At 44.6% G+C, this 24,030-nt stretch carries 20 protein-coding genes; 13 read left to right on the plus strand and 7 right to left on the minus strand.

Annotated elements, in window-relative coordinates; all coding sequences use genetic code 11:
* The first annotated feature begins 80 nt into the window (after positions 1 to 80).
* Both ACHZC4_RS04825 and ACHZC4_RS04830 read left to right on the plus strand, forming a co-directional pair.
* Complete coding sequence (locus tag ACHZC4_RS04825) at positions 81 to 776, plus strand: VIT family protein (RefSeq protein WP_394752689.1); 696 nt, start codon at positions 81 to 83, stop codon at positions 774 to 776.
* Between the two features lie 364 nt (positions 777 to 1,140).
* Positions 1,141 to 2,409, plus strand: a complete 1,269-nt coding sequence (locus ACHZC4_RS04830) for a hypothetical protein (RefSeq protein WP_394752690.1) — start codon at positions 1,141 to 1,143, stop codon at positions 2,407 to 2,409.
* A gap of 98 nt (positions 2,410 to 2,507) precedes the next feature.
* Here ACHZC4_RS04830 and argH read toward each other — a convergent pair whose 3' ends face one another.
* Positions 2,508 to 3,926 carry an argininosuccinate lyase gene (gene argH, locus ACHZC4_RS04835; protein WP_394752691.1) on the minus strand — a complete coding sequence of 473 codons (1,419 nt, stop codon included), beginning with the start codon at positions 3,924 to 3,926 and terminating at the stop codon, positions 2,508 to 2,510.
* Positions 3,927 to 4,118: 192 nt separating this feature from the next.
* Between argH and hemF the strand changes: the two genes are divergently transcribed.
* Positions 4,119 to 5,030 carry an oxygen-dependent coproporphyrinogen oxidase gene (hemF, locus tag ACHZC4_RS04840; protein ID WP_394752693.1) on the plus strand — a complete coding sequence of 304 codons (912 nt, stop codon included), beginning with the start codon at positions 4,119 to 4,121 and terminating at the stop codon, positions 5,028 to 5,030.
* Positions 5,031 to 5,063: 33 nt separating this feature from the next.
* On the opposite strand, the gene ACHZC4_RS04845 is transcribed toward hemF, so the two are convergent.
* Both ACHZC4_RS04845 and moaA read right to left on the minus strand, forming a co-directional pair.
* Positions 5,064 to 6,371 carry a DEAD/DEAH box helicase gene (locus ACHZC4_RS04845; RefSeq protein ID WP_394752694.1) on the minus strand — a complete coding sequence of 436 codons (1,308 nt, stop codon included), beginning with the start codon at positions 6,369 to 6,371 and terminating at the stop codon, positions 5,064 to 5,066.
* Positions 6,372 to 6,515: 144 nt separating this feature from the next.
* Positions 6,516 to 7,523: a GTP 3',8-cyclase MoaA gene (gene moaA / locus ACHZC4_RS04850; RefSeq protein ID WP_394752695.1), complete on the minus strand. Its 1,008-nt coding sequence runs from the start codon at positions 7,521 to 7,523 to the stop codon at positions 6,516 to 6,518.
* Positions 7,524 to 7,909: 386 nt separating this feature from the next.
* On the opposite strand from moaA, the gene ACHZC4_RS04855 reads away from it, so the two are divergent.
* Complete coding sequence (locus ACHZC4_RS04855; RefSeq protein WP_394752696.1) at positions 7,910 to 8,527, plus strand: DVUA0089 family protein; 618 nt, start codon at positions 7,910 to 7,912, stop codon at positions 8,525 to 8,527.
* 38 nt (positions 8,528 to 8,565) lie between these two features.
* Entirely contained in the window at positions 8,566 to 10,389 is a 1,824-nt protein-coding gene (locus ACHZC4_RS04860; RefSeq protein ID WP_394752697.1) for a DNRLRE domain-containing protein, read from the plus strand.
* 212 nt (positions 10,390 to 10,601) lie between these two features.
* Here the strand turns inward: ACHZC4_RS04860 and ACHZC4_RS04865 are convergent, their stop codons facing one another.
* Together ACHZC4_RS04865 and ACHZC4_RS04870 are read right to left on the minus strand one after the other, a co-directional pair.
* On the minus strand, positions 10,602 to 10,940 hold the full coding sequence (locus ACHZC4_RS04865) for a TraR/DksA family transcriptional regulator (protein ID WP_394752698.1): 339 nt from the start codon (positions 10,938 to 10,940) through the stop codon (positions 10,602 to 10,604).
* A 357-nt stretch (positions 10,941 to 11,297) separates the two neighbouring features.
* Positions 11,298 to 12,374 carry an NAD(P)/FAD-dependent oxidoreductase gene (locus tag ACHZC4_RS04870; protein WP_394752699.1) on the minus strand — a complete coding sequence of 359 codons (1,077 nt, stop codon included), beginning with the start codon at positions 12,372 to 12,374 and terminating at the stop codon, positions 11,298 to 11,300.
* A 216-nt stretch (positions 12,375 to 12,590) separates the two neighbouring features.
* Between ACHZC4_RS04870 and fae the strand changes: the two genes are divergently transcribed.
* Both fae and ACHZC4_RS04880 read left to right on the plus strand, forming a co-directional pair.
* Positions 12,591 to 13,142: a formaldehyde-activating enzyme gene (gene fae / locus ACHZC4_RS04875; RefSeq protein WP_394752700.1), complete on the plus strand. Its 552-nt coding sequence runs from the start codon at positions 12,591 to 12,593 to the stop codon at positions 13,140 to 13,142.
* Positions 13,143 to 13,464: 322 nt separating this feature from the next.
* On the plus strand, positions 13,465 to 14,469 hold the full coding sequence (locus tag ACHZC4_RS04880; protein WP_394752701.1) for a cytochrome-c peroxidase: 1,005 nt from the start codon (positions 13,465 to 13,467) through the stop codon (positions 14,467 to 14,469).
* A gap of 273 nt (positions 14,470 to 14,742) precedes the next feature.
* Here the strand turns inward: ACHZC4_RS04880 and ACHZC4_RS04885 are convergent, their stop codons facing one another.
* On the minus strand, positions 14,743 to 16,014 hold the full coding sequence (locus ACHZC4_RS04885) for a hypothetical protein (protein WP_394752702.1): 1,272 nt from the start codon (positions 16,012 to 16,014) through the stop codon (positions 14,743 to 14,745).
* A 9-nt stretch (positions 16,015 to 16,023) separates the two neighbouring features.
* A complete protein-coding gene (ppx, locus tag ACHZC4_RS04890) occupies positions 16,024 to 17,523 on the minus strand; it encodes an exopolyphosphatase (RefSeq protein WP_394752703.1) in 1,500 nt (499 codons plus the stop codon).
* A 141-nt stretch (positions 17,524 to 17,664) separates the two neighbouring features.
* Between ppx and ACHZC4_RS04895 the strand changes: the two genes are divergently transcribed.
* From ACHZC4_RS04895 to ccmB, 6 genes are all read left to right on the plus strand, one after another.
* Positions 17,665 to 18,594, plus strand: coding sequence for an ABC transporter ATP-binding protein (locus tag ACHZC4_RS04895; protein WP_394752704.1), 930 nt, complete (start codon positions 17,665 to 17,667; stop codon positions 18,592 to 18,594).
* The gene (locus ACHZC4_RS04900; RefSeq protein WP_394752705.1) at positions 18,591 to 19,355 is read left to right on the plus strand and encodes an ABC transporter permease; all 765 of its coding nucleotides are present in this window, start codon (positions 18,591 to 18,593) and stop codon (positions 19,353 to 19,355) included. Before ACHZC4_RS04895 ends, ACHZC4_RS04900 begins: the two co-directional genes overlap by 4 nt.
* A 299-nt stretch (positions 19,356 to 19,654) precedes the next feature.
* Positions 19,655 to 21,928, plus strand: coding sequence for a ribonuclease R (gene rnr / locus ACHZC4_RS04905; RefSeq protein ID WP_394752706.1), 2,274 nt, complete (start codon positions 19,655 to 19,657; stop codon positions 21,926 to 21,928).
* Between the two features lie 5 nt (positions 21,929 to 21,933).
* A complete protein-coding gene (gene rlmB / locus ACHZC4_RS04910; RefSeq protein WP_394752707.1) occupies positions 21,934 to 22,683 on the plus strand; it encodes a 23S rRNA (guanosine(2251)-2'-O)-methyltransferase RlmB in 750 nt (249 codons plus the stop codon).
* A complete protein-coding gene (gene ccmA, locus ACHZC4_RS04915) occupies positions 22,683 to 23,306 on the plus strand; it encodes a cytochrome c biogenesis heme-transporting ATPase CcmA (protein WP_394752708.1) in 624 nt (207 codons plus the stop codon). The genes rlmB and ccmA overlap by 1 nt, the downstream gene beginning before the upstream one ends.
* Positions 23,306 to 23,980, plus strand: coding sequence for a heme exporter protein CcmB (gene ccmB / locus ACHZC4_RS04920; protein ID WP_394752709.1), 675 nt, complete (start codon positions 23,306 to 23,308; stop codon positions 23,978 to 23,980). Before ccmA ends, ccmB begins: the two co-directional genes overlap by 1 nt.
* The last annotated feature ends 50 nt before the right edge of the window (positions 23,981 to 24,030 follow it).

Here is a 24,030-nt window from a genome sequence, read left to right on the forward strand (position 1 = left end):
TGTCCCGCTTTTTTTATGCCTGTGTTTTTTGGTTTAACGCGATTTTTTCACTGTACAATCCAGTTTTAGTGAGGAGAAAAATGTATATTTCACATTTTGAAAATCATTATACAACCCGTATTGGCTGGTTACGTGCTGCAGTACTGGGAGCCAATGACGGTATTGTGTCTATGGCGAGTTTGGTATTGGGTATTGCTGCGGCCAACGTGGGAAGAGATCAAATTCTTCTGACTGGCGTTGCAGGGCTTGTTGCCGGTGCTATGTCTATGGCGGCGGGAGAATATGTTTCGGTCAGCTCGCAAGCGGATGTTGAAAGCGCTGAGCTTATCCGTGAGCGCTACGAATTGGATAACTCTTGGGATTATGAACGCGCTGAATTAACCGAGTTATATATAGAACGCGGCCTTGAGCCGGAATTGGCTCAACAAGTTGCTGACAAACTTATGGCGCATGATGCGCTGGCCGCTCATGCACGTGATGAATTAGGATTGTCGGGGATTCATCAAGCCAAGCCGATTCAAGCGGCTTTTGTGTCTGCAACTACGTTCGCTGCAGGCGCAGCGCTGCCTTTAGGGTTAATGTTACTTATTCCACCCGCAATGATTGTTGCCGGTGTGGCGACAGGTTCTCTTGTTTGTTTGGCTTTTCTCGGTGCATTAGCTGCGCGTGCAGGGGGTGCCAAGGTTTTTATCGGTGCAGGTCGCGTTACCTTGTGGGGTGCGGTTGCCATGATGGCAACGGCAGCAGTGGGTCATTTTTTTGGTGTTGTGGCTTAAATCAACTCGTAAAAATTAAGTCCTCACTTTCTCTTTCTTCAAAATAGCTGCATGGTGAGCGAGGTTGAAGTCTGTCATACCGGTTGTTCGTTAACTCCGCTCAGTAAACGGTGGATCAAAATGTTGGCTTGAAGACGAGACGCTAATCTTTGGTGCTAGATTAAATTTCGTTTTTTTAAAGTCACTTTATTTTTATTTGCCCTAAATAACCTTAAATTGTGACTGAAGTCACATTTTTTTTAAAAATATTCTTATTAACGCATAGTTAAATTAGCCTGCTCTATACTTTGAAGCACGGTATGGCCGCTTACAGTGGTCGTTACCCTCTACACAAAATCTCAGCTAATTATAAGGATATCTTTTTATGAAACACCCTAAATTATTACCCCTAACTGCCGCCATGGCTCTATTAATGGCTTCTGTAGTCCCTTTGCCAGGATTGAGTAGTGTTGCGTTTGCGGCCAGCAATAATATAGATCAAGATAGTGATAATGATGGCATTAAAAATAAAGCCGATTTGGACGATGATAACGATGGCATTGTTGATAAAAAGGATTTTGATGATGATAACGATGGCATCCCCGATAGCAAAGATTTAGATGACGATAACGATGGTATTTCCGATAAAAACGATACTGTAGACAGTGACGGCGATAACGACGGCATCCCTGATTATAAAGATAAAGATGACGATAATGACGGTATCTTGGATAGTAAAGATAAAGATGACGACCATGACGGCATCGCCGATAAAAAAGATAACGACGATAATGATGATGACAATGACGGCATTGAAGATTTTCTGGATAAGGATAATGACAATGACGGTATTCCCGATGTAAAAGACATCGACGATGATAATGACAGTTTGTCAGATACTACCGAAAAGCTGGACGACACTGATGACGATAACGATGGTGTTGCTGATAATGTCGATAACGATGACGATAATGACGATAATGACGGTGTTGCCGATAAAATCGATACTGATGATGACAACGATGGTATCGTCGATAAAAATGACACGGATGATGATAACGACGGCGTGTTAGATCAAAACGATATCGATGACGATAATGACGGCGTTGCTGATAAAGACGATGAATCGGGTAGCGATGATGATAATGATGGTGTCTTAGATGATGTCGACGTGGATGATGATAACGACGGCATTGATGATATGGAGGATATGGACGATGACAATAATGGCCAAGATGACGGCCAGGATATGGGCGTTTACGATGAAGATGAAGATGGCACCGAAGATAGTCTAGATACCGATGATGACAACGATGGCGTTAGCGATGCAATAGATGTCGATGATGACAATGACGGCGTTACCGATGTTAGCGATATGGATGATGACAATGACGGTGTTTCTGATGATATTGATACCGACAACGATAACGACGGGGTTGCTGATACTGATGAGGATGTTTGTGATGACATTGACAACGACGGTATTCCAGATGACGAAGATGAAGATAATGACAACGACGGCATAATAGATTTTGAAGATGACGACATTGACAACGATGGTTTACATAATGACCATGACCATGATCATGGCAATAAAGGCCGCAAAACTCAGGGCAAGTACTTCACTCTGGATGAAAGCTGTGAATACAGCTGATAGCCGCTTTAATGTAATTTAATCACCTAAAACAGGGTGGAGCTCTAAACTCCGCCCTGAATAGTTTCACCCATAGTTTTATCTGTAGTCGTTCAAACCTAATCTGGCCATTGTTGGTTTTTAGACAAGTCGGCCAAATTTTTTCTTGCTGTAGCAATAGCCGCCCTAACCGTATCCGGTGCAGTACCGCCAATATGGCTACGCGCAGCTACCGAGCCTTCCAGTGTTAAATATTCAAAAACATCTTCGCTAATCAATCCCGAAAATTGCTGTAATTCGGTTAATGCCAGTTCAGCTAAATCACGACCTGTCTCTACACCTAAACGCACCGCTAAACCGACCACTTCATGGGCATCTCGAAACGCCATGCCTTTACGTACCAGATAATCCGCCAAATCGGTCGCTGTTGCAAAGCCCCGTTTTGCGGAATTATACATATTGGCTTTTTTGGGGGTGATGTGCGGCATCATATCGGCATACGCCCGCAGGCAGTTGACGATGGTATCCACGGTATCAAACAGCGGTTCTTTATCTTCCTGGTTGTCTTTGTTGTAGGCGAGTGGCTGGCTTTTCATCAGCATTAATAGCGATACCAAATGCCCTGTGACGCGGCCCGATTTGCCGCGCACCAGTTCTGGTACGTCAGGGTTTTTCTTTTGCGGCATGATGGATGAGCCGGTACAAAATGCATCGGGGATATCAATAAAATCAAACTGGGCACTAGACCACAGGATCAGTTCTTCCGAAAACCGCGACAAGTGCATCATGATCAAGCTGGCAGCGGCGGTAAATTCAATGGCAAAATCCCTATCACTGACCGAATCCAGCGAATTGGCCGAAGGCTTACTAAACCCCAGTAATTTTGCGGTCATAAAACGGTCAATCGGGTAGCTGGTGCCCGCCAATGCCGCAGAGCCTAAAGGCATAATATTGATGCGCTTGCAGCAATCTTGCAGGCGTTCATAATCGCGGTTGAGCATTTCAAACCAGGCCATCAGGTGATGTCCAAAAGTAATCGGCTGGGCTACCTGTAAATGGGTAAACCCCGGCATAATGGTGTCGGCGTTTTGCTCGGCCAAGTCTAAAATAGCACTTTGCAGGCGGATGAGCTGAGCGTTAATACAGTTAATTTCGCTGCGCAAATATAAGCGAATATCGGTGGCAACCTGGTCATTACGCGAGCGTCCGGTGTGCAGTTTTTTACCGGCGATGCCTATTAAATCGGTTAAGCGGGCTTCAATGTTCATGTGGACATCTTCCTGCTTGATCGACCAGACAAATTGGCCGCTACTGATTTCCAGTCGGATACGATCCAAGCCTTCTATAATGCTGGCGCATTCCTGCTTAGTGATTATGTTGCAAGCACTGAGCATGGTGGCATGAGCGATAGAACCTTGTATATCTTGCTCTGCCATACGTTTGTCAAAATCGACAGAAGCGGTGAAGACTTCAACAAAGGCATCGGTGGCTTGTGCAAAACGCGCACTGGAAAGTTTATCGGAATTAACGGTGGACATGAGATTTTGGCGTAATGGCTGAAAATGCTTAATTATACAACCAAGCGGTAGTCATCCATTAAAATCAGGGCAAATTGATGTAAATCAAGCCAGATAAATTTTTTCAGGCTAGTCTCGGCGCATAATGGCAATCACGCTAGAAGTGATATTATTCGCTTTTTTCTTACTCAACACGACATCAAATGACAAGCTATGGATAACACTATTGACCGGGTAAAAAATTATTTGCTCAGCTTACAAGATAATATTTGTAATAGCCTAGAAGGTGAAGAGCCCGAAGCACGCTTTATTGAGGACTTATGGCAACGTGCTGAAGGCGGTGGTGGCAGAACGCGTGTTATCAGCAACGGCCAGGTTTTTGAACAGGGCGGGGTTAATTTCTCCCATGTATCGGGTTTTCAATTACCGCCGTCCGCGACGGCCAAACGCCCTGAACTGGCTAACCGGGAATTTGAGGCGATGGGGGTGTCGTTGGTAATGCACCCTAATAACCCTTATGTACCTACTGTACACGCCAATATTAGGTTTCTTATCGCCAAAAAAGCCGGTGAATCGGACATTTGGTGGTTTGGCGGTGGTTTTGATTTAACGCCGTATTACCCGTTTAAAGAAGATGTTATCCATTGGCATCAAACGGCCCTTGCAGCTTGCCAGCCGTTTGGTGACGAAGTTTACCCCACCTATAAAAAATGGTGTGATGAGTATTTTTATTTAAAACACCGTGATGAAACCCGTGGTGCAGGGGGTTTATTCTTTGATGATTTGAATGAATGGGGTTTTGAACCGTGTTTTGCGTTTATGCAAAGTGTGGGTGATCATTTTTTGAAAGCTTATTTACCGATTGTGCAACAACGCAAAAATACGGTTTATGGAGAACGGGAACGTGATTTTCAATTATATCGACGTGGCCGTTATGTGGAGTTTAATCTGGTATTTGATCGGGGCACTTTATTTGGTTTGCAATCGGGGGGTAGGACCGAATCTATTTTAATGTCCATGCCACCTGCGGCTATCTGGCGTTATAACTGGCATCCCGAAACCGGAACGCCAGAAGCAGTGTTGTACGAGGAGTATTTAAAACCCCAAAATTGGTTGGGGATTTAAGCAAGATTACTATAACTTCGGATCGGTAAAAACCTAACGGCTGCGAGAAGCCTGAGGTTTAGCACGTTGTGGTCTTTTAGGGTCATCATATTTATGTGCAGCCGCTCTGGCATTACGATCACTGGGTTTTTTAGTGTGCCGTAAGTCTTTCTTGCCGTTGGGTTTGGCGGGTTGTTTTCTGGGTGCATCAATTACCTTGAGTGATACCGGTTCATAACCTGTATCAACCACACGCGGTATTGTGCGTTTGAGGATTTTTTCGATTTCTACCAGTAAATGCGCCTCATCCGGGCACACCAACGACAAGGCTTCACCTTTAGCGCCCGCGCGTCCTGTGCGGCCTATGCGATGGACATAATCTTCCGGCACCTGCGGCAAATCAAAATTAACGACGTGCGGTAAATCATCGATATCCAAGCCGCGTGCTGCGACATCGGTTGCTACCATTACCGTCGCTTTGCCGGTTTTAAAATACTCCAACGCTTTATTGCGTGCGCCTTGGCTTTTATCGCCGTGTAAGGCCGTACTGCGTATGCCATCTTGAATCAGTTGTTTTTCCAGGCGGTCAGCACCGTGCTTGGTGCGTACAAACACCAATACTTGTTGCCAGTTATTACTGCCTATCAAGTACGATAATAGCGCACGTTTATCCTCACGATTAATACCGTAAACGCGCTCGGAGATATTGTCAGCAGTAGCATTTTGCTTGGCGACTGCAACCTCAACGGGATTGTTAAGTACTGTTGCAGCCAATGTTTTAATGGCATTAGGCACTGTTGCCGAGAATAACAAGCTTTGGCGTTGCTTAGGTAGCGAGCTCATAATCTGACGGATAGACGGTAAAAATCCCATATCCAACATACGATCAGCTTCATCCAATACCAGTATTTCCACTTGGCTTAAATTAACATTTCTTTGCTGGAGATGATCAATTAACCGACCTGGCGTGGCAACAATAATATCGCAGCCTTTACGTAAATTACGGGCCTGCATAATAATGCTAGCGCCGCCGACAATCACTTCGGCGCGTAACGACAGGTTTTTTCCGTAGGTATTAACATTTTCATGTACCTGCGCAGCCAATTCGCGGGTAGGCGTTAAAATAACGGCACGTACTGGCCGTGAGCTATGGTGTACTTTTGTTGAAGCAGTTAAAAGTTGCAGTAACGGTAAGGTAAAGCTGGCGGTTTTGCCGGTACCGGTTTGTGCGCCGGCCAGTACATCGCGGCCTTCCAAAATAAGTGGAATGGTTTGTTGTTGTACGGGAGTGGGCGTGGTGTAGCCTTGTTCGGCGACAGCGGTAAGAAGTTCCTGGATTAAACCCAGTTGTGAAAAAGACATGAAAGAAAACCTTTATGAGCTAAATGAATGAGGAATTGAAATATGTGGCAACGCGGTCTGTGATTAACAGCTCGGTGCTACGCATTCGGTAGGTAGAAAAACGGGAAACAATATTTACTTAGGCAACGCTTTGTCAGGTAAATATTATCCGCCGGTCATATTCATGTGTCGCAATATAACGGGCTGCTCGTGGATATTAAACTCATGTTTTTCGGGTTTAATCCGCATGGCGTCAACAATGGCTTGTTTTAAAGCCATCATGTCATTTGGATGGGTACGCATGACGTGTTTTAAATCAACAGAATGCTCATTGCCCAAGCAAAGTAATAAGCGTCCTTCAACAGTCAATCGTACGCGATTGCAGGTACTGCAAAAGTTAGCACTGTGTGGCGAGATAAAACCGACACGGGTTTGGGTATCAGCCACTTTAAAATAATCCGAAGGCCCGCCGGTTTTTTCAGTCGTGGCGATTAAGGAAAATTTTTCGGTTAAATCAGCCCGGATTAAATCGCTAGGGTAATAGGCTTCAGAGCGGTTGTGCTCATCAATGATACCTAACGGCATTTCCTCTATAAAGCTGATATCAATGCCCTGATCAACGGCAAACTGAACTAGATCGGTGACTTCCATGTGGTTGCGGTTTTTAAGGATGACAGCATTAATTTTTAAACGCTCAAACCCCGCTGTTTTAGCGGCTTGAATACCGCGCAGCACTTGATGCAAATCGCCAGTACGGGTAATCGCTTTAAATTTGTCAGCATCGAGGGTATCCAAGCTGATGTTAATGCGTTTTAATCCTGCTTGTTTTAATGGCTCTGCCATTGTTTCCAACTGGGAGCCATTGGTAGTTATCACCAGCTCATGCAAGCTTTCAATGCTACCCAGCTGTTGCATTAACTCCAGCGCACCCTTTCTGACCAGCGGTTCGCCGCCGGTTATTCTGATTTTTGTTACGCCCAGTTCGGCAAAGGCTTTCGCCAGCGTATAAATTTCTTCTAAGGATAAAATCTGGTTGCGCGGCAGAAATGTCATGTCTTCGGCCATGCAGTACACGCAGCGAAAATCACAACGATCGGTGATGGAAATTCTTAAATAAGTCACAGCCCTACCAAAACGATCAATCAGTTGTGTAGGTTCAGGGAAGCAGGTCATACAGCAGTCAACATAAAAACTAGAGTGGCAATAATAACATACTATGGGTTTAAGCTGATAAATCGCTTAGTAATTGGCATTGATTTAGGCTCCTCAGTCTTAACGGTTATTGTGTTTATTGTCCCCGCCTTTGAAGACAAATCCTTTCCTTTGTAATGCCTAAAATTTTGATACTCCTGTGTGCTGTCTTCGGCTTGCTTGGGCATATTTTGTCATGTGGAGACAATTCTTGTCATAACACAGCTTAGTGTTATTAGGGCTATTTGAAAGATAAAGTAATTTAAAATCAATTTGTTGGCGTTGTTTTTTGCAGTGGCATGGTAAGTGCTTGATCTTTTGAAAGATTCAAAATTCTTTCTGGCTATTTAAATACAAAAGGCATTTTTATGTTAACAAAACATTCGATTACAGTTGTCAAGCTCGCCACTTTACTGTTGTGCAGCCAATCAGCTATGGCTAACAGTTTTAGTTTTACCGGCAATTTTACCTATGACAATGATGTACAGCTTTTTAATTTCTCCCTGGCATCTGATTCAACAGCATTAACGATCCACACGCTCTCTTTACTGGGTGCTACTAACGCAGCAGGAAATCTCATAAGTGGTGGCGGTTTCAATCCCTATTTGGCGATTTTTGATGAGAGCGGTGCATTGATAAAAGACACTTCCGGGAAGAATGAAAGTGAAGAATCCATTATTGCCAATTACGGCACGCTCCTGGCCGGTACTTACACTTTGGCCTTAACCCAATTTGACAATATTGCTGTAGGCACTTATTTGTCCGAAGGGTTTGCTGATGATTATGTTTTGGCTTCATTTGATCCTACTCCCTTTACAACAATGGGTGGTGGCGGCAGTAGCCATTGGGCGGTAGATATTCTTACTGCGGATACTGCTACCAGTGTGCCCGCACCCGAAGCGCTAACTTTAACCTTGCTAGGGTTGATCGGTTATGGCGCAAAGACACGCGTTAAATTCAATATTAAAACAGGCTTATCTGCCTAATTTTTTAAGCCTTATATAATTATAAAACGGTGATTACCATGAACTTTGCCCTAAATCCTCTCCGCCTTGCTATTTTGTTGGCTAGTCTTAGCCCATTGGCCGCACAAGCGGTTATTGCCCCCATTATTGCTGATACTAATATTGCTGCTGCAAATGCAGGTACATTGGTTACTATTAATATTAACGCTACCAACACGGGGTTGATGAATTTTGATTTATCTACCCTGCCAGATGGTATTAAGCCTGAAGATATTGCGAAAGCGACGCTGGTGTTTTATGTAAAAACAGTACCGACTGGCGGCAAACTGCAAGCTAGCCCTATTACTGCGTCATGGACTGAAACGGTTGTTACCTCTGCGAATGCACCGGTATTCCCTTTTAGCTCACTCTCTGCAACCAGCGCTACCATCAGTGCCAATAGCGGCAATAGATATTACGGTCTTGATGTTACCGCAATGGTAGCGGATTGGGTGGGTTTTCCAGCAAATAATCACGGTCTTGCACTGGAGCCAGATAGTATATCGCCGGTATCCCTTACTTTAGATAGCAAAGAATCTCTTCAAACCAGTCATCCTGCGTATATTGAAATTGTTTTGAAAGGGCCATCTGGGGCTGTGGGTGAGACAGGCGCACAAGGTCCTATGGGTCTAACAGGCCCTGCTGGTTCAGCGGGAGCTCAAGGCATACCAGGTGCAGTCGGACTTACTGGTTTAACGGGTGCCCAAGGTATACAGGGTATTATGGGTTTACAGGGACCCATAGGTCTACCGGGTTCAATAGGACTTACTGGTTTAACGGGGCATCAAGGTATACCGGGTATTCAAGGTGAGGTCGGCCCAATAGGTTTGCAGGGGCCAATAGGCCTTACAGGTGATAAAGGCGATAAAGGTGACATAGGCTTGCCGGGCGAACAAGGCTTACCTGGAAAAGATGGTGCAGATGGGCAAGATGGTGCGCAGGGTCCTCAAGGTCCAGCAGGTGCAGATGGACAAGACGGAGCACCAGGTGCCCAAGGTCCAGCAGGTGCAGATGGACAAGACGGTGCGCAGGGTATACCGGGTATTCAAGGTGAGATTGGGCCAATAGGTCTTACTGGCGATAAAGGTGACATAGGATTGACGGGTGAACAAGGCTTACCGGGGACAGATGGTGCCGATGGTCAAGATGGCACAGATGGTGCAGATGGACAAGACGGTGCGCAGGGTCCTCAAGGTCCAGCAGGTGCAGATGGACAAGACGGAGCACCAGGTGCTCAAGGTTTAACAGGGCCGCAAGGTCCAGCGGGGGCAGCCGGTGTTAAAGGTGACACTGGCGCAGTTGGTCCTCAAGGCCTTCAAGGCCTTCAAGGCGTACCAGGCACTGTAGGTTCTTTCCCTGTAGGCACGGCATCCGGTGATATACAGTATTGGAATGGTGCCCAGTGGACAATGCTGCCTAAACCTAGTATTAACGGCAAAACCTTGCATTTTTGCAGTGGCATACCTAGCTGGTCAGCTTGCACTACTTACACTATTGGCAGCACAGGACCTTCAGGCGGTAAAGTCTATTATGTAGATGCTACTGGCGAGCATGGCTTAGAAGCATTCTTGACAGATGATACCGGTGCTACATGGAGCAACGCAATTATTGCAGCAAACGCTCATGGAACAGGTTGGCATTTGCCGACAAAAACCGAGCTGGAATTGCTGTTTGAACAAAAAGCTGCTGTAAGTGTTACGGGAACTAACTATTGGAGTTCTACAGCAGCCAGTGCAGCTAACGCATGGGCTCAAAACATTAACAATGGAACGAGTGCTAGCGGTACTCAGGGTAACTTTGTAAAAACCAGTTCATTTGCAGTACGGGCAGTTAAGGTTTTTTAAACTAAAAAGCTCTAAAATTACTTAGCAAAGAGTTTGATGTATACCTTTTCAAGTTATACGAATAATCTTTATTTGGGATCTCTTTTATTGCATAAACCGTCTAGAGGTGGCTTTAGGCGGTTTTTTGTTTAGGACATAATGGTAAATGAGTTGAGTGTGTAGACTGAAAGAGACGTAACTTTGCTAGCAAGATGAAAATCCAATGCCCAGGTTTAACATCCTGGCTGACTAGCGCATTTAATGCACATACTGGCATGAGGAATGGCTTTTAAACGTTCTTGACTGATGGTTTCACCACACAGTTCACAAATGCCATATTCACCTTTATCAATGCGGGCGAGGGCTTGAGTTATCATTTCTCGTTGTATCCGCGCGGAGTTACCTAAAAAATCCAGCACTTGGTCATTTTCAGTTTGAGTGGCTTGTTCTTCAAAATCTTGTGCCAACGGTTCATCAATATGCTGAACGTCAGCGGTAATTTTGCCTAGTCGATCGTCAAGTTCTTCCAGCATTTCAAATAGTTGCTCACGTACCGAGTCATATTCTTTCATAATAAATCCTCCATAGCCTTCATAGCCTTTTTGTGGGGTACTGGGTGGCAGTGTTTTTAATGCTAACCCGTGTATCGTACACCTACATTAATAAAATGTAATTAAGCCACCGTTAAAATCGGTAAGCTGCCGTTAATTTTATTAATCACAAAAGCTTGTGGAGCAGACATTAAGTAACGTGCACGAAATAAGTTGAACCACATAAAACACCGCTCCCGTTCGTGCTGAGCTTGTCGAAGCATGAACTTGCTCAAGTTATTTCGTGCGCGTTACTAAACTTGTTGGGGCCGTTCAGGGTCCCAAATACATGATGTGCCGTATCGTTGGGGTTTGATGCCTTACCCCAACTGCTAAGACTTATCTTAGCTTAAAGGGATAGCCCGAAAAATGCGTTTCATAATGGCGCGCAATAGGGCAGGGTGGTGGAGTATTGTTTAACAGGCTATCAGCAAATAGCTTGCTGTACCACGGTATGTACAAGCTACCTTTTGCACCAAATCCGTTAAAAATAGCCAATTTTTTATGGTGCGGATGATGGCCGATGAACGGTTGTTTGTCTAGGGTGCATGGCCGAATATGAGCTTGATGGCTAATGAGTGTTGCTGTTGATAGGCTGGGGGAAATCACCTGGAGCTCCTTCAGTAAGCTGTTTTTGCCAGTAACAGTAGGTTGTAAATTGATATGATTTCTATCAAAAGTTGCGCCCACACGAATATGCTGGTTGTTTAAGGGAATCAACCACTGGCCGTAGTTGAGTATTTTATCCGGTAAGAATGTCGGATATTGCAGCGTTAAAATCTCGCCTTTTGCCGGTTGAAAGGGCAACCAAGAAAACCAGGGATTTTGCATAGCGAGATAACCTTCACAAAAAATAATCATTTTTGGGTTTAAATTGTGCCAGCGTAAATCTGGGGTAAGTTGAAGGTCTTGGTAATTAAAGACGGCACCTTGATAAGTGTTATTGGCAATAAAGAAATCTTTGAGGCACTTAAGTAACGGACACGTTAACAGGTAGCCGGTTTGCTTTTGCTCAAGATAACCCAGCGGCGTTTGAAGGTGATCGATAGGGACAATGCCCAGCTTATTGTCGTTAAGATAAGGGTGATAGTCCGCTGTATTACTGCGCTTTAACCCGTAATGGCACTCACTGACATTGCGAAAAATCCGCAGCATGGGCTTTTCTATGTAAAACGGCTGCTGAAAAAAACGGGCCAATTCTGCATAAAGCATTTTTGCGGCGGGTAATAAGGTGTCGATATCGTCGGTTTTTACCATGCGCATACCGGTAATAGGATTAATTAATCCAGCGGCAACTTGCGACGCATTTTCTTTGCCATTATCAGTAATAAGCACTGTGCAGCCACGTTGCATGAGTTCCCATGCCAATAAACTGCCCGCTAAGCCTTGGCCGATAATAAGAAAATCAACGTTCATGATGCGTATGCGCCAGTTTGAAGAAAAAATTTTGCATTGATTTTTGAAGTATTTAGTAAAAGAAGATGCGTGAGCATTAATAACCTGTAAAAAGTAGCCTACGTTAAGATCATCTAAAAGCTTTGCCGGAATTGTGCTTGAGTGATTGATGGTTGCTCATTCGGGTTTATCCATCATAGAATGCGCTCTTCTTCTCTCTTTAAATAGGAATATGCAATGTCAGATACAATTTGGTTTAGAACCGGTGAAGCAACCGTATTTGCAAGTGACGGCCAAGGTACCGATGCTATGCCGGAAATACTGATCGGCAGCGTTAAAGGCCCTGCTGGCCATGCGTTTGCTAACTTAATGGGGCAAACCGAAGGCCATACGCGCATGTTCGCTATTCGTGCATGTAATCAACAAGTTAAACCGGCAACGATCATTGTGCCTAAAGTCACTATGAAATCGAGTGCTTATATCAATTTGTTTGGTGGGCCGGTACAGTCTGCGGTTGCCGATGCTGTATTAGACAGCGTGATTGCCGGTGTTATCCCTGCTGATCAAGCCAATGACTTGTGTATTATTGCCATGCTCTGGATTGCACCTGAATGCGCTACTAATCCGGAATTAGACCGCAAAGACCTGTACCGCACTAATTACGAAGCCATGAAGCTGGCTATTTCTCGCGCCATGAATAATTCGCCTAGTATTGAAGAATTAATAGCTAACCGTACTAAAATTACGCATGAAATGTATGATCCTGAAACTGGCGAGTCTCAGTGGTAATTATTGGGCTAGAGATTTAATCGCTCATGTAAAAGTCAGTGATATAGGTTGATAGGGCGTAATATAACGTATGTGTCCTAATCTACTGCGCTGTAGACGAAGCAAAAAATACAATGAGGCTTGGCAGGTTTTATAAATCTCCCAAGTCTTTGTTGCGTTATAGGGAAAGCCACTAGTCTTTTAAAACATTACAGAAATTTGATATACCTCGCTAGTTTTATATTTTACAATTCGGTTGGGTGTAGGGCGTTTAGCTGTCTTGCAGCTGTGTAACGTAACCACCATAAATACAATAAATTAATAATACGTTTTGGAGGGTAGTATGTTTAAAATTCGTTTGCTAGTTACAGCAATCGCTCTGCTGGGTTCAATTTCCGTTAGTTCTGCATGGGAAGCCTTGCCAACCACTGTTCCAGCTCCGGCTGATAATCCCACCACTGAGGCTAAAGTCACTTTAGGGCAAATGTTGTACCACGATCCAAGGCTGTCTTCTACCGGTACTGTATCGTGTGCATCTTGCCATAACACTATGTTAGGCGGTGAGGATAACAGACCCAATGCTATGGGTGTTAATGGCCAAACGGGTGGACGCAGCGCACCTACCGTATGGAACTCTGCCTTTAATACCGTTCAGTTTTGGGATGGCCGTGCTGCAACTTTAGAGGCGCAAGCCGCAGGCCCCGTTACTAATCCTATCGAAATGGGCATGAAAGACTGGGATGAGGTGGTGGCGCGTTTAGAAAAAATTGAAGGCTATCAAAAAGCTTTTGATGCGGCCTTTGGGACAGCGCCTATCTCTAAAGATAACGCCACCAAAGCCATTGCTGCTTATGAAAGAACTTTAATTACGCCTAACAGTCCTTATGACAAGTTTGTTAACGGCGATAAAGAAGCGTTAAACGTACAACAGATTCGGGGCATGGAAAAAATGGCGGAATTGGGATGTACCAATTGTCATAGCGGTCCTGCGTTTAATGGACCGGGCGTGTTTCAGAAGTTCCCTGCCTTTAAAAATGGTTTTTTTGAAGCGCAACATCATTTCAATAAGGATAAGGGTTTAGCCGAAGTCAGTAAAAAAGTTGAAGATGAACATCTCTGGAAGGTTCCAACCTTACGTAACATTGCACTGACTGCGCCGTATTTCCATAATGGTTCGGTTAAAACCTTGGATACTGCTGTTAAAATTATGGGCAAAACCCAATTGAACAAAGATTTATCGGATACAGAAGTCGCTGATATTGTGGCCTTCTTGAATACCTTGACCGGTGAATTCCCTGTGCAAAAAATGCCGATTTTACCCCAGACAGCAGGCAGTACCTTTAATTAATTATTTTAGGGCTTCCAACTTAAGGCGGGACAGGTGAAGGTGTGCCGTTCGTGGTGAGCTTGTCGAACCATGAGCGGTACACCTCAGGCCCTTCGACAAGGCCGGTGCGCCTTATTGAGTGTCCCGTCTTTCAGCGTTTTCAGTATCGATTAGTTATATTCGAGGGAATACAAACCTAGGTTTGTACTCCACTACTAATAATTAATGTTATTCACCTGATATGAAAACGCTGTATGTGTGTAGCCGTATTTTTAGAGACGCGTTATCGCGTCTCTATTTTTGCTCAGGCTGGTAAATTTTTAACGCGGCCATTCGTGTTTCTATTTTTTTAACCAGGTTTTTATAAACTGGGCTTTGTATGGAACCATAGCGCTTTTTAAACTCCGCTTCGTCCATGTGCTCAGGTAAGTCAGTCGGGTCAGGCATAAAATCACGGTAATCGTTAATTTCCGACATAAATTTTTGAAGCTTGCGGGCACTTTCTGGGGAAGCCGTAGCCATTTCTCCAAACCGCGTTCCGGCTTTATCTGCCGTTAAATCGACAAAACTAAAGCCACTGCCGTCTTTGGCATCACTGAGTTCTTTTTCCTCGCCCACCATTCTGGCTAATTGCCCATTGGCTGATGCGGTAATAGCCGCCGAAGCAATAAAATGCTGTGCCAAATCGATTCTTTTGTATAAAAACGTCGACGTTTGCCTGACGGAGGTGGTATCCAGTATTTGCTTGGGTAAGGTTTGCTGGCCTTCTTTATTCACATAATCATTGATAGTAAAAATAACCTGCTTGTTTTCTTCAATGGCAGTATCCAATGCAGATTTTTGATAGGCAGTTGCAAACAAAGGTTTAAGCAATTCTGCCAGCGACAAACGCCAATTTGGATCATGATGAGCAACAATATCCAGCAGTTGTTGTTGATAGGGATTGATTGCAATGCTGTCTGTGCCATGCGTCAATAAATCACGCGCCTTAACCAGGGTTTCACGATTGGAATGGTAAGTGATCACGATTTTATTGTCCCCTATGTCGACTGCCTGAATAGGATGGGTGGCTAAAATAAAATAGTCTTTTAAAGAGCTGTGTTCAATAACTTTGTTGATAACAAAGGCCGCTAACTTAGAAGGCAGCAACAATTTACCGGCTTTAAATTTGGTGAGACTGGGCAAAGCTGCGTTGTCTTCATTGCCTAAGCGGAAAGTGACATTGAGATATTTGCCAAAAGGATTTTCCGGTAGTGTTGCCGTAACAATAAATTTCAGTTTATTTTCTTTCAGGGAAATATTAACCGCGCTTTTGCTGTAGCGGTTCAATAGATAATTGGCCGCCAGATTTAAATCAGCGCGTGTTAACTCCAGCGTCCCAATTTCGTCGGGTTTGGTTTTAGAGCCTTCGTGCAATATTTTTTGTGCCCTTACCATATCGGCACGGGTCAATGTCCACTTTAAGGCAACATCAGGTGTGTTACCCACTCCAAAAAAAACCAATATCGCACACAATAGCAACAGCGTTGCCATGCCATATAGCAGTAAACGTGATAATGTTTTCATAAACAAGGCTTATGAAAACTCCATTTTGAAGCCAGCCGATTTAAAATAATCAGCTTCCTGAGCAAGATCAGCATGGGTTAAAGGCCGTTGCAATAGATAGTCTTTAGGAAATTGTAGCCGAATTTTATTTTTTACTAAGGCTATTTTAAAATCGGGCAGGCTGTGGTCATAACGATTACGGTGGAGCACAACCGACAACCGTAAAATAACACTCAGATAAATAGCTTGCTCGTCCCATGGCGTAGGTAAATCGCTGAAATTAACCGTGGAAAATTTACGTCGATGCGCTTTAACCACGGCGGCCAGCATTTTTTGATCCTGACTGGAAAAACCAGCTAAATCACCATTTTCAATAATATAAGCACTGTGTTTATGATACTGGCTGTGCGCAATATCCATGCCTATTTCATGCAAGGCCGCCGCCCAATTTAAAAATTGTATGGCAATATTGTTTTTGAAGAGCGGGATATCATTATTGAGCTGCATCACCATGGCGGCAATCGTTTGTTGAATACGCGCCGAATGTTCTCGATCAGTATGATAGCGTTCGGCCAGCGCATAGACTGTGGTCGAGCGGATATCGTCATCATATAAGCGGCCTAGCAAATCCAAAATTAAGCCTTCGCGCAAAGCACCCTCAGAAATAGTCATTTGCTCAATACGCAAACTTTTAAAAGCAGCGTAGACGATTGCCATTCCACCGGCAAACACCGGCAAACGTTCGGCATCTAATTCTGGCAGGTTCAATTCATTGACATGGCTACACTGGTTCATGTAAGCCACCAGTTGATCCAGGCCGTCGCGGGTGATGCCATTATTGCTCCAGTTTTTGGCCTGCAACACTTTGGCAATTGAGCGCAAACTACCCGATGCGCCTATTGCCTGTTGCCAATGTTTACTGTGGTAATCTTTTTCAAAAGGCTCCAGACGTTGCTCGGCAAACAGTGTTGCCTGGGTAAATGCACTTTTGGACAATCGACCCTCCTTGAAAAACTGATTGCTCATTGAGACGCAGCCCATATTTAAGCTTTCTTTTTTTAGCGGCGTATTACCAGAACCGATGATACATTCAGTGCTGCCACCGCCAATGTCCATCACAAAACGCTTGTCACCATTACCGCCCAGACTGTATGCCACGCCCATGTATATCAGCCGCGCCTCTTCAATGCCGGAAATAATATGGATGGGATGGCTTAAGGCTTGTTCGGCTTTAAGTAAAAATTGTGGTGCATTTTTTGCCATACGCAGGGTATTAGTGCCCACGACTCGCACATTGCCATGTGGAAAATCGCGGATACGTTGCCCAAAACGTTCCAGACACTCCAAAGCCCTTTCCTGCGTTTTAGTATCCAGCACGTTTTTTTTATCTAATCCGGACGCTAAACGTACCATCTCTTTCAGGCGATCAATAATTTGTAGGCTGCCGTTGTTGTAGCTGCATACAATCATGTGAAAGCTATTAGAACCCAGATCAACAGCGGCAACAATTTCAGGGGTTTTTTTTGACACGACATATCCGGTTTTTAACTACAAAATTTAGTAGTTTCTGCTAGAATCGACGGCTTTAACTGCCGTCTTAAATGAAGCCACTGTTTGAGACGGGTATTAATTTAACTTATTTAAGAGATTCCGTTAAGTAATAGTTTTAATATGCATGCATTGTCCCTACGTAATCTCAAAAAAACTTATAACAATGGCTTTGAAGCGCTCAAGGGCATCGATCTTGACGTGGAAGCCGGCGATTTTTTCGCTCTGCTCGGTCCCAATGGTGCCGGGAAGTCCAGTGCGATTGGCATTATCAGCTCTTTAGTGAATCCTACCAGTGGGTCAGTCAGTGTATTTGGGCATGATTTAAAAACCGAACGCGAAAAAGCTAAAAGCTGTATTGGTTTGGTGCCACAGGAAATCAACTTTAATCAATTTGATACGGTAAAAGCCATTGTTTTCAATCAGGCGGGTTATTACGGCATGTCGCGTAAACTTGCCTTGCAGCGCACTGAATACTGTCTTAAGCAAATGGATTTATGGGACAAGCGTGACAGTGTTTCCAGAAGGCTTTCCGGCGGCATGAAACGCCGAGTGATGATTGCCCGTGCCATGGTGCATGATCCTAAGTTGCTGATTCTTGATGAGCCTACCGCGGGCGTAGATATAGAAATCCGCCGTGCTATGTGGAAGCTGATGAAGGAAGTCAATGACCAAGGCACCACCATTATTTTAACCACGCATTATTTGGAAGAAGCCGAAAGCCTGTGCCGCAATATTGCTATTATTGATCAAGGCAAAATCGTGGAAAATACGGATATGGCCAGTTTATTGGCGCGGTTAAACCTGGATCATTTTGTACTGGATTTGGCTGAAGCTGTCACCACGATCCCACATTTAGACGGCTATCATATTGAGCAAATTAGCGGTAAAGTGCTTAACGTCGCGGTGCCGAAAGCCGCCGGTCTTAATCAGTTATTTACCCAGCTCAGCGCCCAGAATATTAAAGTTATCAGCATGAAAAATAAAACCAATCGGTTAGAACAGTTATTTATGGACTTAATTGACTCCAAACCCGTACGCGCTAGCTTATGAATCATCTGATTGCTTTTAAAACCATCGTTAGAAAAGAAATTTACCGGTTTCTACGCATCTGGCCGCAGACGTTACTGCCTCCTGCTATTACCACTGCCTTATATTTTTTGATTTTTGGCAAATTAATGGGCGATCGAATCGGCACTATTCATGGCGCAAGCTATATGGATTACATTGTGCCGGGCGTTATTTTAATGTCGGTCATCAGTAATGCGTATTCCAACGTGGTATCGTCTTTTTATTCCACCAAATTCCAGCGCAATATTGAAGAATTATTGGTAGCCCCCGTGCCCAACTGGGTTATTTTAGGGGGTTATATCAGTGGCGGAATTGCCAGAGGTTTGCTGGTAGGCGTAGCCGTCGCGTTAATATCACAGATATTTACCGATATTCCCGTTAACAATGTTATTATTGCCCTATCCAGTGCGGTATTAACCGCCACAGTGTTTGCTCTGGCCGGTTTTATCAATGCTACGCTGGCAGAAAGCTTTGATGATATATCGATCATTCCCAATTTTGTGTTAACACCACTCAGTTATTTAGGGGGCGTGTTTTATTCTGTCGATATGCTGCCGGGTATCTGGCAAAAAATATCGCTTGGCAACCCTATATTGTACATGATCAATAGTTTTCGTTATGGTTTGATAGGTATCAGCGATATTGACATACGCGTGGCGTTTGCCATGACCGGCGGTTTTATTGTCGTTTTAACCAGTATCAGTTTAATTTTATTGCACAAAGGTATTGGCATTAAAAACTAACGCTCGTTAGACCATGAAATACGAGGGATTCAGAATGAACGTATGCTTATCAACGAGTGTCGGACTTATTGGCACAGGTGTTTTTCAATGTATTTGTTCAGCCCCCCCTTTTTCAAAGAGGGAAGTGAATACTTACTTTTCAATTAACGGCTGGATAGTTACTTCCGATGAAAATAAAATCTAGGTTATGCGTGCCTCATTACAAAATTAACCCATTGAATTCCTTCTTAATCTAAACAAGACAATACTTATGCAAATTATCGCTAATTGTTACCCTTATTTCTTACTCTGTTCTATCAATGCCCCCAAAATCTAAAAAAGAGCTCGATTTTACATCAGCTAAAGATCCATACGCTCAGCGCGAAGCTGAAAAATACGAACAACCGATTCCGAGTCGGGAACTGATCCTGCAACTCATTGAACACCGCAGCAAACCGCTGTCGCGCACCGAAATTTCTGAAGCTTTTTCCCTCACCGATGAAGATCAGCTTGAAGCCCTGCGCCGCCGACTGCGTGCTATGGAGCGCGACGGCCAATTATTGTTCAATCGCGGTCAAAAATACTGCCAAGTCAACAATAAAGATTTAATTGTCGGTCGTGTTATCGGCCATATTGATGGCTTTGGTTTTATTAAACCTGATGACGGTTCGGATGATTTGTTTTTATCGCCACGAGAAATGGATCCATTGCTGCACAACGATCGCGCCATGGTGCGTATTGTTGGCATCGACAAAAAAGGCCGTCGTGAAGCCGCCGTGGTAGAAATTCTAGAGCGTAACACCCATTTCGTGGTCGGCAGACTGTATCAGGAAAACGGTTTTACTTACGTTGTGCCCGACAAGAAAAACATCGCACAAACCATTTTGCTGCAAAAAGATGGTATCGCTGGCGCTAAACAAGGCCAAATCGTTGTCGCCGAAATTATTGAACAACCCACTAAACAACGCCAGCCTATAGGCCGTATTACCGAAATATTAGGCGATCATCTTGCCCCCGGTATGGAAATTGAAATGGCGTTGCGTTCGCATGACTTGCCACATGTCTGGCCGGATGCGTTGTTAGAAGAAATCAAACCACTCACTGCAGAAGTGCCCGAATCAGCCAAGGAAAACCGTACCGATTTACGCAAAATTCCTTTGGTGACGATTGATGGTGAAGATGCGCGGGATTTTGACGATGCCGTGTATTGTAAGAAAACCCCGAAAGGCTGGAAATTGCTGGTTGCTATTGCCGATGTGTCCCATTACGTGCAAATTGGCAGCGAATTAGATAAGGAAGCCCATAACCGCAGCACCTCAGTGTATTTTCCTGAGCAAGTTATCCCGATGTTGCCGGAAATTTTATCTAATGGTTTATGCTCACTCAATCCGCATGTTGATCGTTTGTGCATGGTGTGTGAACTGTTGTTTGATGAGCTGGGCGAGGTCATTTCCTCACGGTTTTTTGATGCAGTCATGCAATCGCATGCCCGTTTAACTTACACAGATGTCGCTAAAATTCTAGTGGATGGCGATAAAGAACTCATTAAAAACTATCAACCCTTGCTGCCGCATTTGCGTGAATTATACGCATTGTACAAAGTGTTGCGTGTCAGCCGCGAACAACGCGGCGCAATGGATTTTGATACCCAGGAAACCAAAATTGTCTTTGGTGCTGATCGCAAAATTGAAAAAATAGTCCCCACTGTTCGCAATGATGCCCACAAGCTGATTGAAGAATTCATGATTGCCGCCAATGCAGCGACTGCCCGTTACTTAAGCAAGAAAAAGCTGCCTAATCTGCGCCGTATCCATGAAGGCCCTACCGTTGATAAAATTTTAAATTTAAGAACTTTTCTAGGTGAATTAGGCTTAACAATGGGCGGTGGTGCCAATCCTACACCGCTGGATTACATGCACCTGGTGGATAGCATCAAAGGCCGCGCCGATGCGCATTTAATCCAGACGGTATTGTTGCGGTCTATGTCGCAGGCAGTTTATAGCCCAGAGTTGAAAGGTCATTTTGGTCTGGCGCTGGAAGCTTATGCGCATTTTACCTCGCCTATCCGCCGCTATCCCGATTTACTGACTCATCGCGCCATACGCCATACCTTACAGGGAAAAACCGCTGACAGCTTCGCTTATGGTGTGCCTGATATGGTGATGTTAGGTGAACATTGTTCCACCAATGAGCGCCGTGCCGATGATGCTACCCGCGATGTTATCAGCTGGCTGAAATGCGAGTATATGATGGACAAAATCGGCGAAGAGTTTCCAGGGATTATTTCTGCGGTTACCTCGTTCGGCTTTTTTGTTGAGTTGGCCGATATTTATGTGGAAGGCTTGATACATATCAGCAATTTAGGGCAGGATTATTTTCATTTTGACCCGACTAGCCATAGCTTAATAGGCGAGCGCAGCAACACCCGTTTTCGTTTAGGTGATAGCGTAAAAGTTAAAGTGGTGCAGGTTAATCTGGATGAGAAGAAGATTGATTTTGAGTTGGTACAAAAAATGGGTTCTGCTAAAAAAGCCAAACCCACTAAGCCTTCTATAAAGCCTGCCAAAAAGCGCCGCAAGAAACAACACGACTGAACCCGATGAAACTAAGCAAACTCTACGGCTTACATTCTGTGCAAGCCGCACTCGATTACTCCCCGAAAAAAATTGGTAAAGCCTGGATAGACGAGCAGCGCCAAGACAAACGCCTAACACAAGCGCTTGAGGCTTTGCTTGATCTTGGCATTGAGCCGGAAAAAGTTGACCGCAAAAAACTGGATAAATTAGCCGATAGCCACAACCATCAAGGCATCGTCATTGAAGTTGAATTGCCTGCTGAATTATCCGAGAACGAACTCAAAACCGCCGTCGAATACCTGACGACACCGGCATTGTTTTTGGTATTGGACAACGTACAAGATCCGCATAATCTCGGCGCGTGTCTGCGCAGTGCTGATGCGACCGGCGTACACGGCATTATCATTACTAAAGACAACGCTACCGGCATTACCCCAACAGTGTGTAAAGTGGCTAGTGGTGCTGCTGAAACCGTCCCTGTCTACCAAGTCACCAACTTGGCCAGAACTTTACGTTGGCTAAAAGATAACGGCTTGTGGATTATGGGTGCGGCCGGTGAGGCCACACAAACCGCGCATCAAACTGATTTTACCGTGCCAATGGCGCTGGTGTTGGGTGCAGAAGGCAAAGGATTACGGCGTTTAACCAAAGAGCAGTGCGATATACTGGTAAAGTTACCAATGCTAGGGCAAGTAGAAAGCCTTAACTTATCGGTCGCTACCGGCGTGTTACTGTATGAAACCATACGCCAAAGGCAGCTCTCTGTTAAATAATGGCACAGCAACCAACATCTGTTCTTGAGGGCATCAACCTAAGCTGTATCCGTGATGATCGCGTCCTGTTTGAAAACCTCAATTTCCGCTTACCTGCTGGCCAGACTTTATTGTTAGAAGGCAAAAATGGCAGCGGCAAAACCTCGCTGTTACGGATATTGTGCGGCTTTCGCGAAGCCGATACCGGCCAAATCCATTGGTGTGGCGAAATAATTGATGACAGCCCATATTATGCCGATATGGCTTATGTGGGTCATCTGGATGGTGTTAAGAAAGAATTAACGGTACTGGAAAATTTGAAAGTATCGTTGGCCTTAGCTAAGCCTGGTGCTTATAGCATTCAACACGCTTTGGCCAAAGTCCAATTGTCAGCTTACGACGATGCCTTGGTACAAACCTTATCGGCCGGCCAAAAACGCCGCTTATCGTTGGCGCGGCTATTGATTACCCGTAACATATTATGGATACTCGATGAACCGTTCACCTCGCTCGATAAGCAAGGCATTGCTCTCATTGAAGTCCTTATGACCGAACATTGTGCCAGCGGTGGCATGATTGTGCTTACCTCACACCATGACATCGCATTGCCAGATGTCAGCGTCCAGCGTATTCACTTATCCTGATGTCTTTATCACACGCTTTTTTGGCTATCGTTCGCAGAGATTTGGTACTGGCTTTACGTCGCCGCTCGGAAGTGGCTAACCCTATTTTCTTTTTTATTTTAGTGATTACTCTGTTTCCGTTAGGAATAGGCGCAAAACCTAATATATTGCAGGCGATTGCCCCCGGCATCATCTGGGTTTCGGCATTACTGGCGACTATGTTGTCCTTGGACAGCTTGTTTCGCTCGGATTTTGACGACGGCTCACTGGAACAAATTATTTTAAGCCCACAACCCACTTCCATATTGGTGTTGGCCAAAGTCACCGCACATTGGTTGGTGACAGGATTGCCGTTACTCATCGTTGCGCCATTGCTGGCAGTTTTTTTAGGCATGCCCAACCAGGCCTTGCCCGCGTTATTAATCACCTTATTACTGGGTACGCCAATATTGAGCTTAATCGGCGCAATTGGCGTTGCCTTAACTATTGGTTTGCGGCGCGGTGGTATGATTTTATCGTTACTGGTGTTACCGCTGTACGTGCCGGTGTTAATTTTTGCCAGTAACGCGGTAGAAATTGCCAGTAGCGGCTTGGCCGTTAACGCTCAAATCAATATCTTGATTTCAATGCTAGTGATGGCTTTGGTTTTAGCGCCTTGGCCCACTGCTGCGGCTTTAAAAATGAGCATGAGTTAACATTTTTAATAGGCATGGCATTGGTTTTTATTCAAGTTCCACTTCCAATT

It is taken from the genome of Crenothrix sp. (assembly GCF_043729335.1).
Lineage (GTDB): Bacteria > Pseudomonadota > Gammaproteobacteria > Methylococcales > Methylomonadaceae > Crenothrix.

What these genes read in the sequence shown, in the direction of transcription:
- ACHZC4_RS04870 (WP_394752699.1), bottom strand. Translation starts at nt 12,374, where the DNA reads ATGAACGTTGATTTTCTTATTATCGGCCAAGGCTTAGCGGGCAGTTTA.
- ccmA (WP_394752708.1), top strand. Translation starts at nt 22,683, where the DNA reads ATGGCACAGCAACCAACATCTGTTCTTGAGGGCATCAACCTAAGCTGT.
- hemF (WP_394752693.1), top strand. Translation starts at nt 4,119, where the DNA reads ATGGATAACACTATTGACCGGGTAAAAAATTATTTGCTCAGCTTACAA.
- rlmB (WP_394752707.1), top strand. Translation starts at nt 21,934, where the DNA reads ATGAAACTAAGCAAACTCTACGGCTTACATTCTGTGCAAGCCGCACTC.
- ACHZC4_RS04885 (WP_394752702.1), bottom strand. Translation starts at nt 16,014, where the DNA reads ATGAAAACATTATCACGTTTACTGCTATATGGCATGGCAACGCTGTTG.
- ACHZC4_RS04880 (WP_394752701.1), top strand. Translation starts at nt 13,465, where the DNA reads ATGTTTAAAATTCGTTTGCTAGTTACAGCAATCGCTCTGCTGGGTTCA.
- ACHZC4_RS04895 (WP_394752704.1), top strand. Translation starts at nt 17,665, where the DNA reads ATGCATGCATTGTCCCTACGTAATCTCAAAAAAACTTATAACAATGGC.
- moaA (WP_394752695.1), bottom strand. Translation starts at nt 7,523, where the DNA reads ATGACCTGCTTCCCTGAACCTACACAACTGATTGATCGTTTTGGTAGG.
- ACHZC4_RS04865 (WP_394752698.1), bottom strand. Translation starts at nt 10,940, where the DNA reads ATGAAAGAATATGACTCGGTACGTGAGCAACTATTTGAAATGCTGGAA.
- ACHZC4_RS04845 (WP_394752694.1), bottom strand. Translation starts at nt 6,371, where the DNA reads ATGTCTTTTTCACAACTGGGTTTAATCCAGGAACTTCTTACCGCTGTC.
- argH (WP_394752691.1), bottom strand. Translation starts at nt 3,926, where the DNA reads ATGTCCACCGTTAATTCCGATAAACTTTCCAGTGCGCGTTTTGCACAA.
- fae (WP_394752700.1), top strand. Translation starts at nt 12,591, where the DNA reads ATGTCAGATACAATTTGGTTTAGAACCGGTGAAGCAACCGTATTTGCA.
- ACHZC4_RS04860 (WP_394752697.1), top strand. Translation starts at nt 8,566, where the DNA reads ATGAACTTTGCCCTAAATCCTCTCCGCCTTGCTATTTTGTTGGCTAGT.
- ACHZC4_RS04855 (WP_394752696.1), top strand. Translation starts at nt 7,910, where the DNA reads ATGTTAACAAAACATTCGATTACAGTTGTCAAGCTCGCCACTTTACTG.
- ACHZC4_RS04830 (WP_394752690.1), top strand. Translation starts at nt 1,141, where the DNA reads ATGAAACACCCTAAATTATTACCCCTAACTGCCGCCATGGCTCTATTA.
- ccmB (WP_394752709.1), top strand. Translation starts at nt 23,306, where the DNA reads ATGTCTTTATCACACGCTTTTTTGGCTATCGTTCGCAGAGATTTGGTA.
- rnr (WP_394752706.1), top strand. Translation starts at nt 19,655, where the DNA reads ATGCCCCCAAAATCTAAAAAAGAGCTCGATTTTACATCAGCTAAAGAT.
- ACHZC4_RS04900 (WP_394752705.1), top strand. Translation starts at nt 18,591, where the DNA reads ATGAATCATCTGATTGCTTTTAAAACCATCGTTAGAAAAGAAATTTAC.
- ACHZC4_RS04825 (WP_394752689.1), top strand. Translation starts at nt 81, where the DNA reads ATGTATATTTCACATTTTGAAAATCATTATACAACCCGTATTGGCTGG.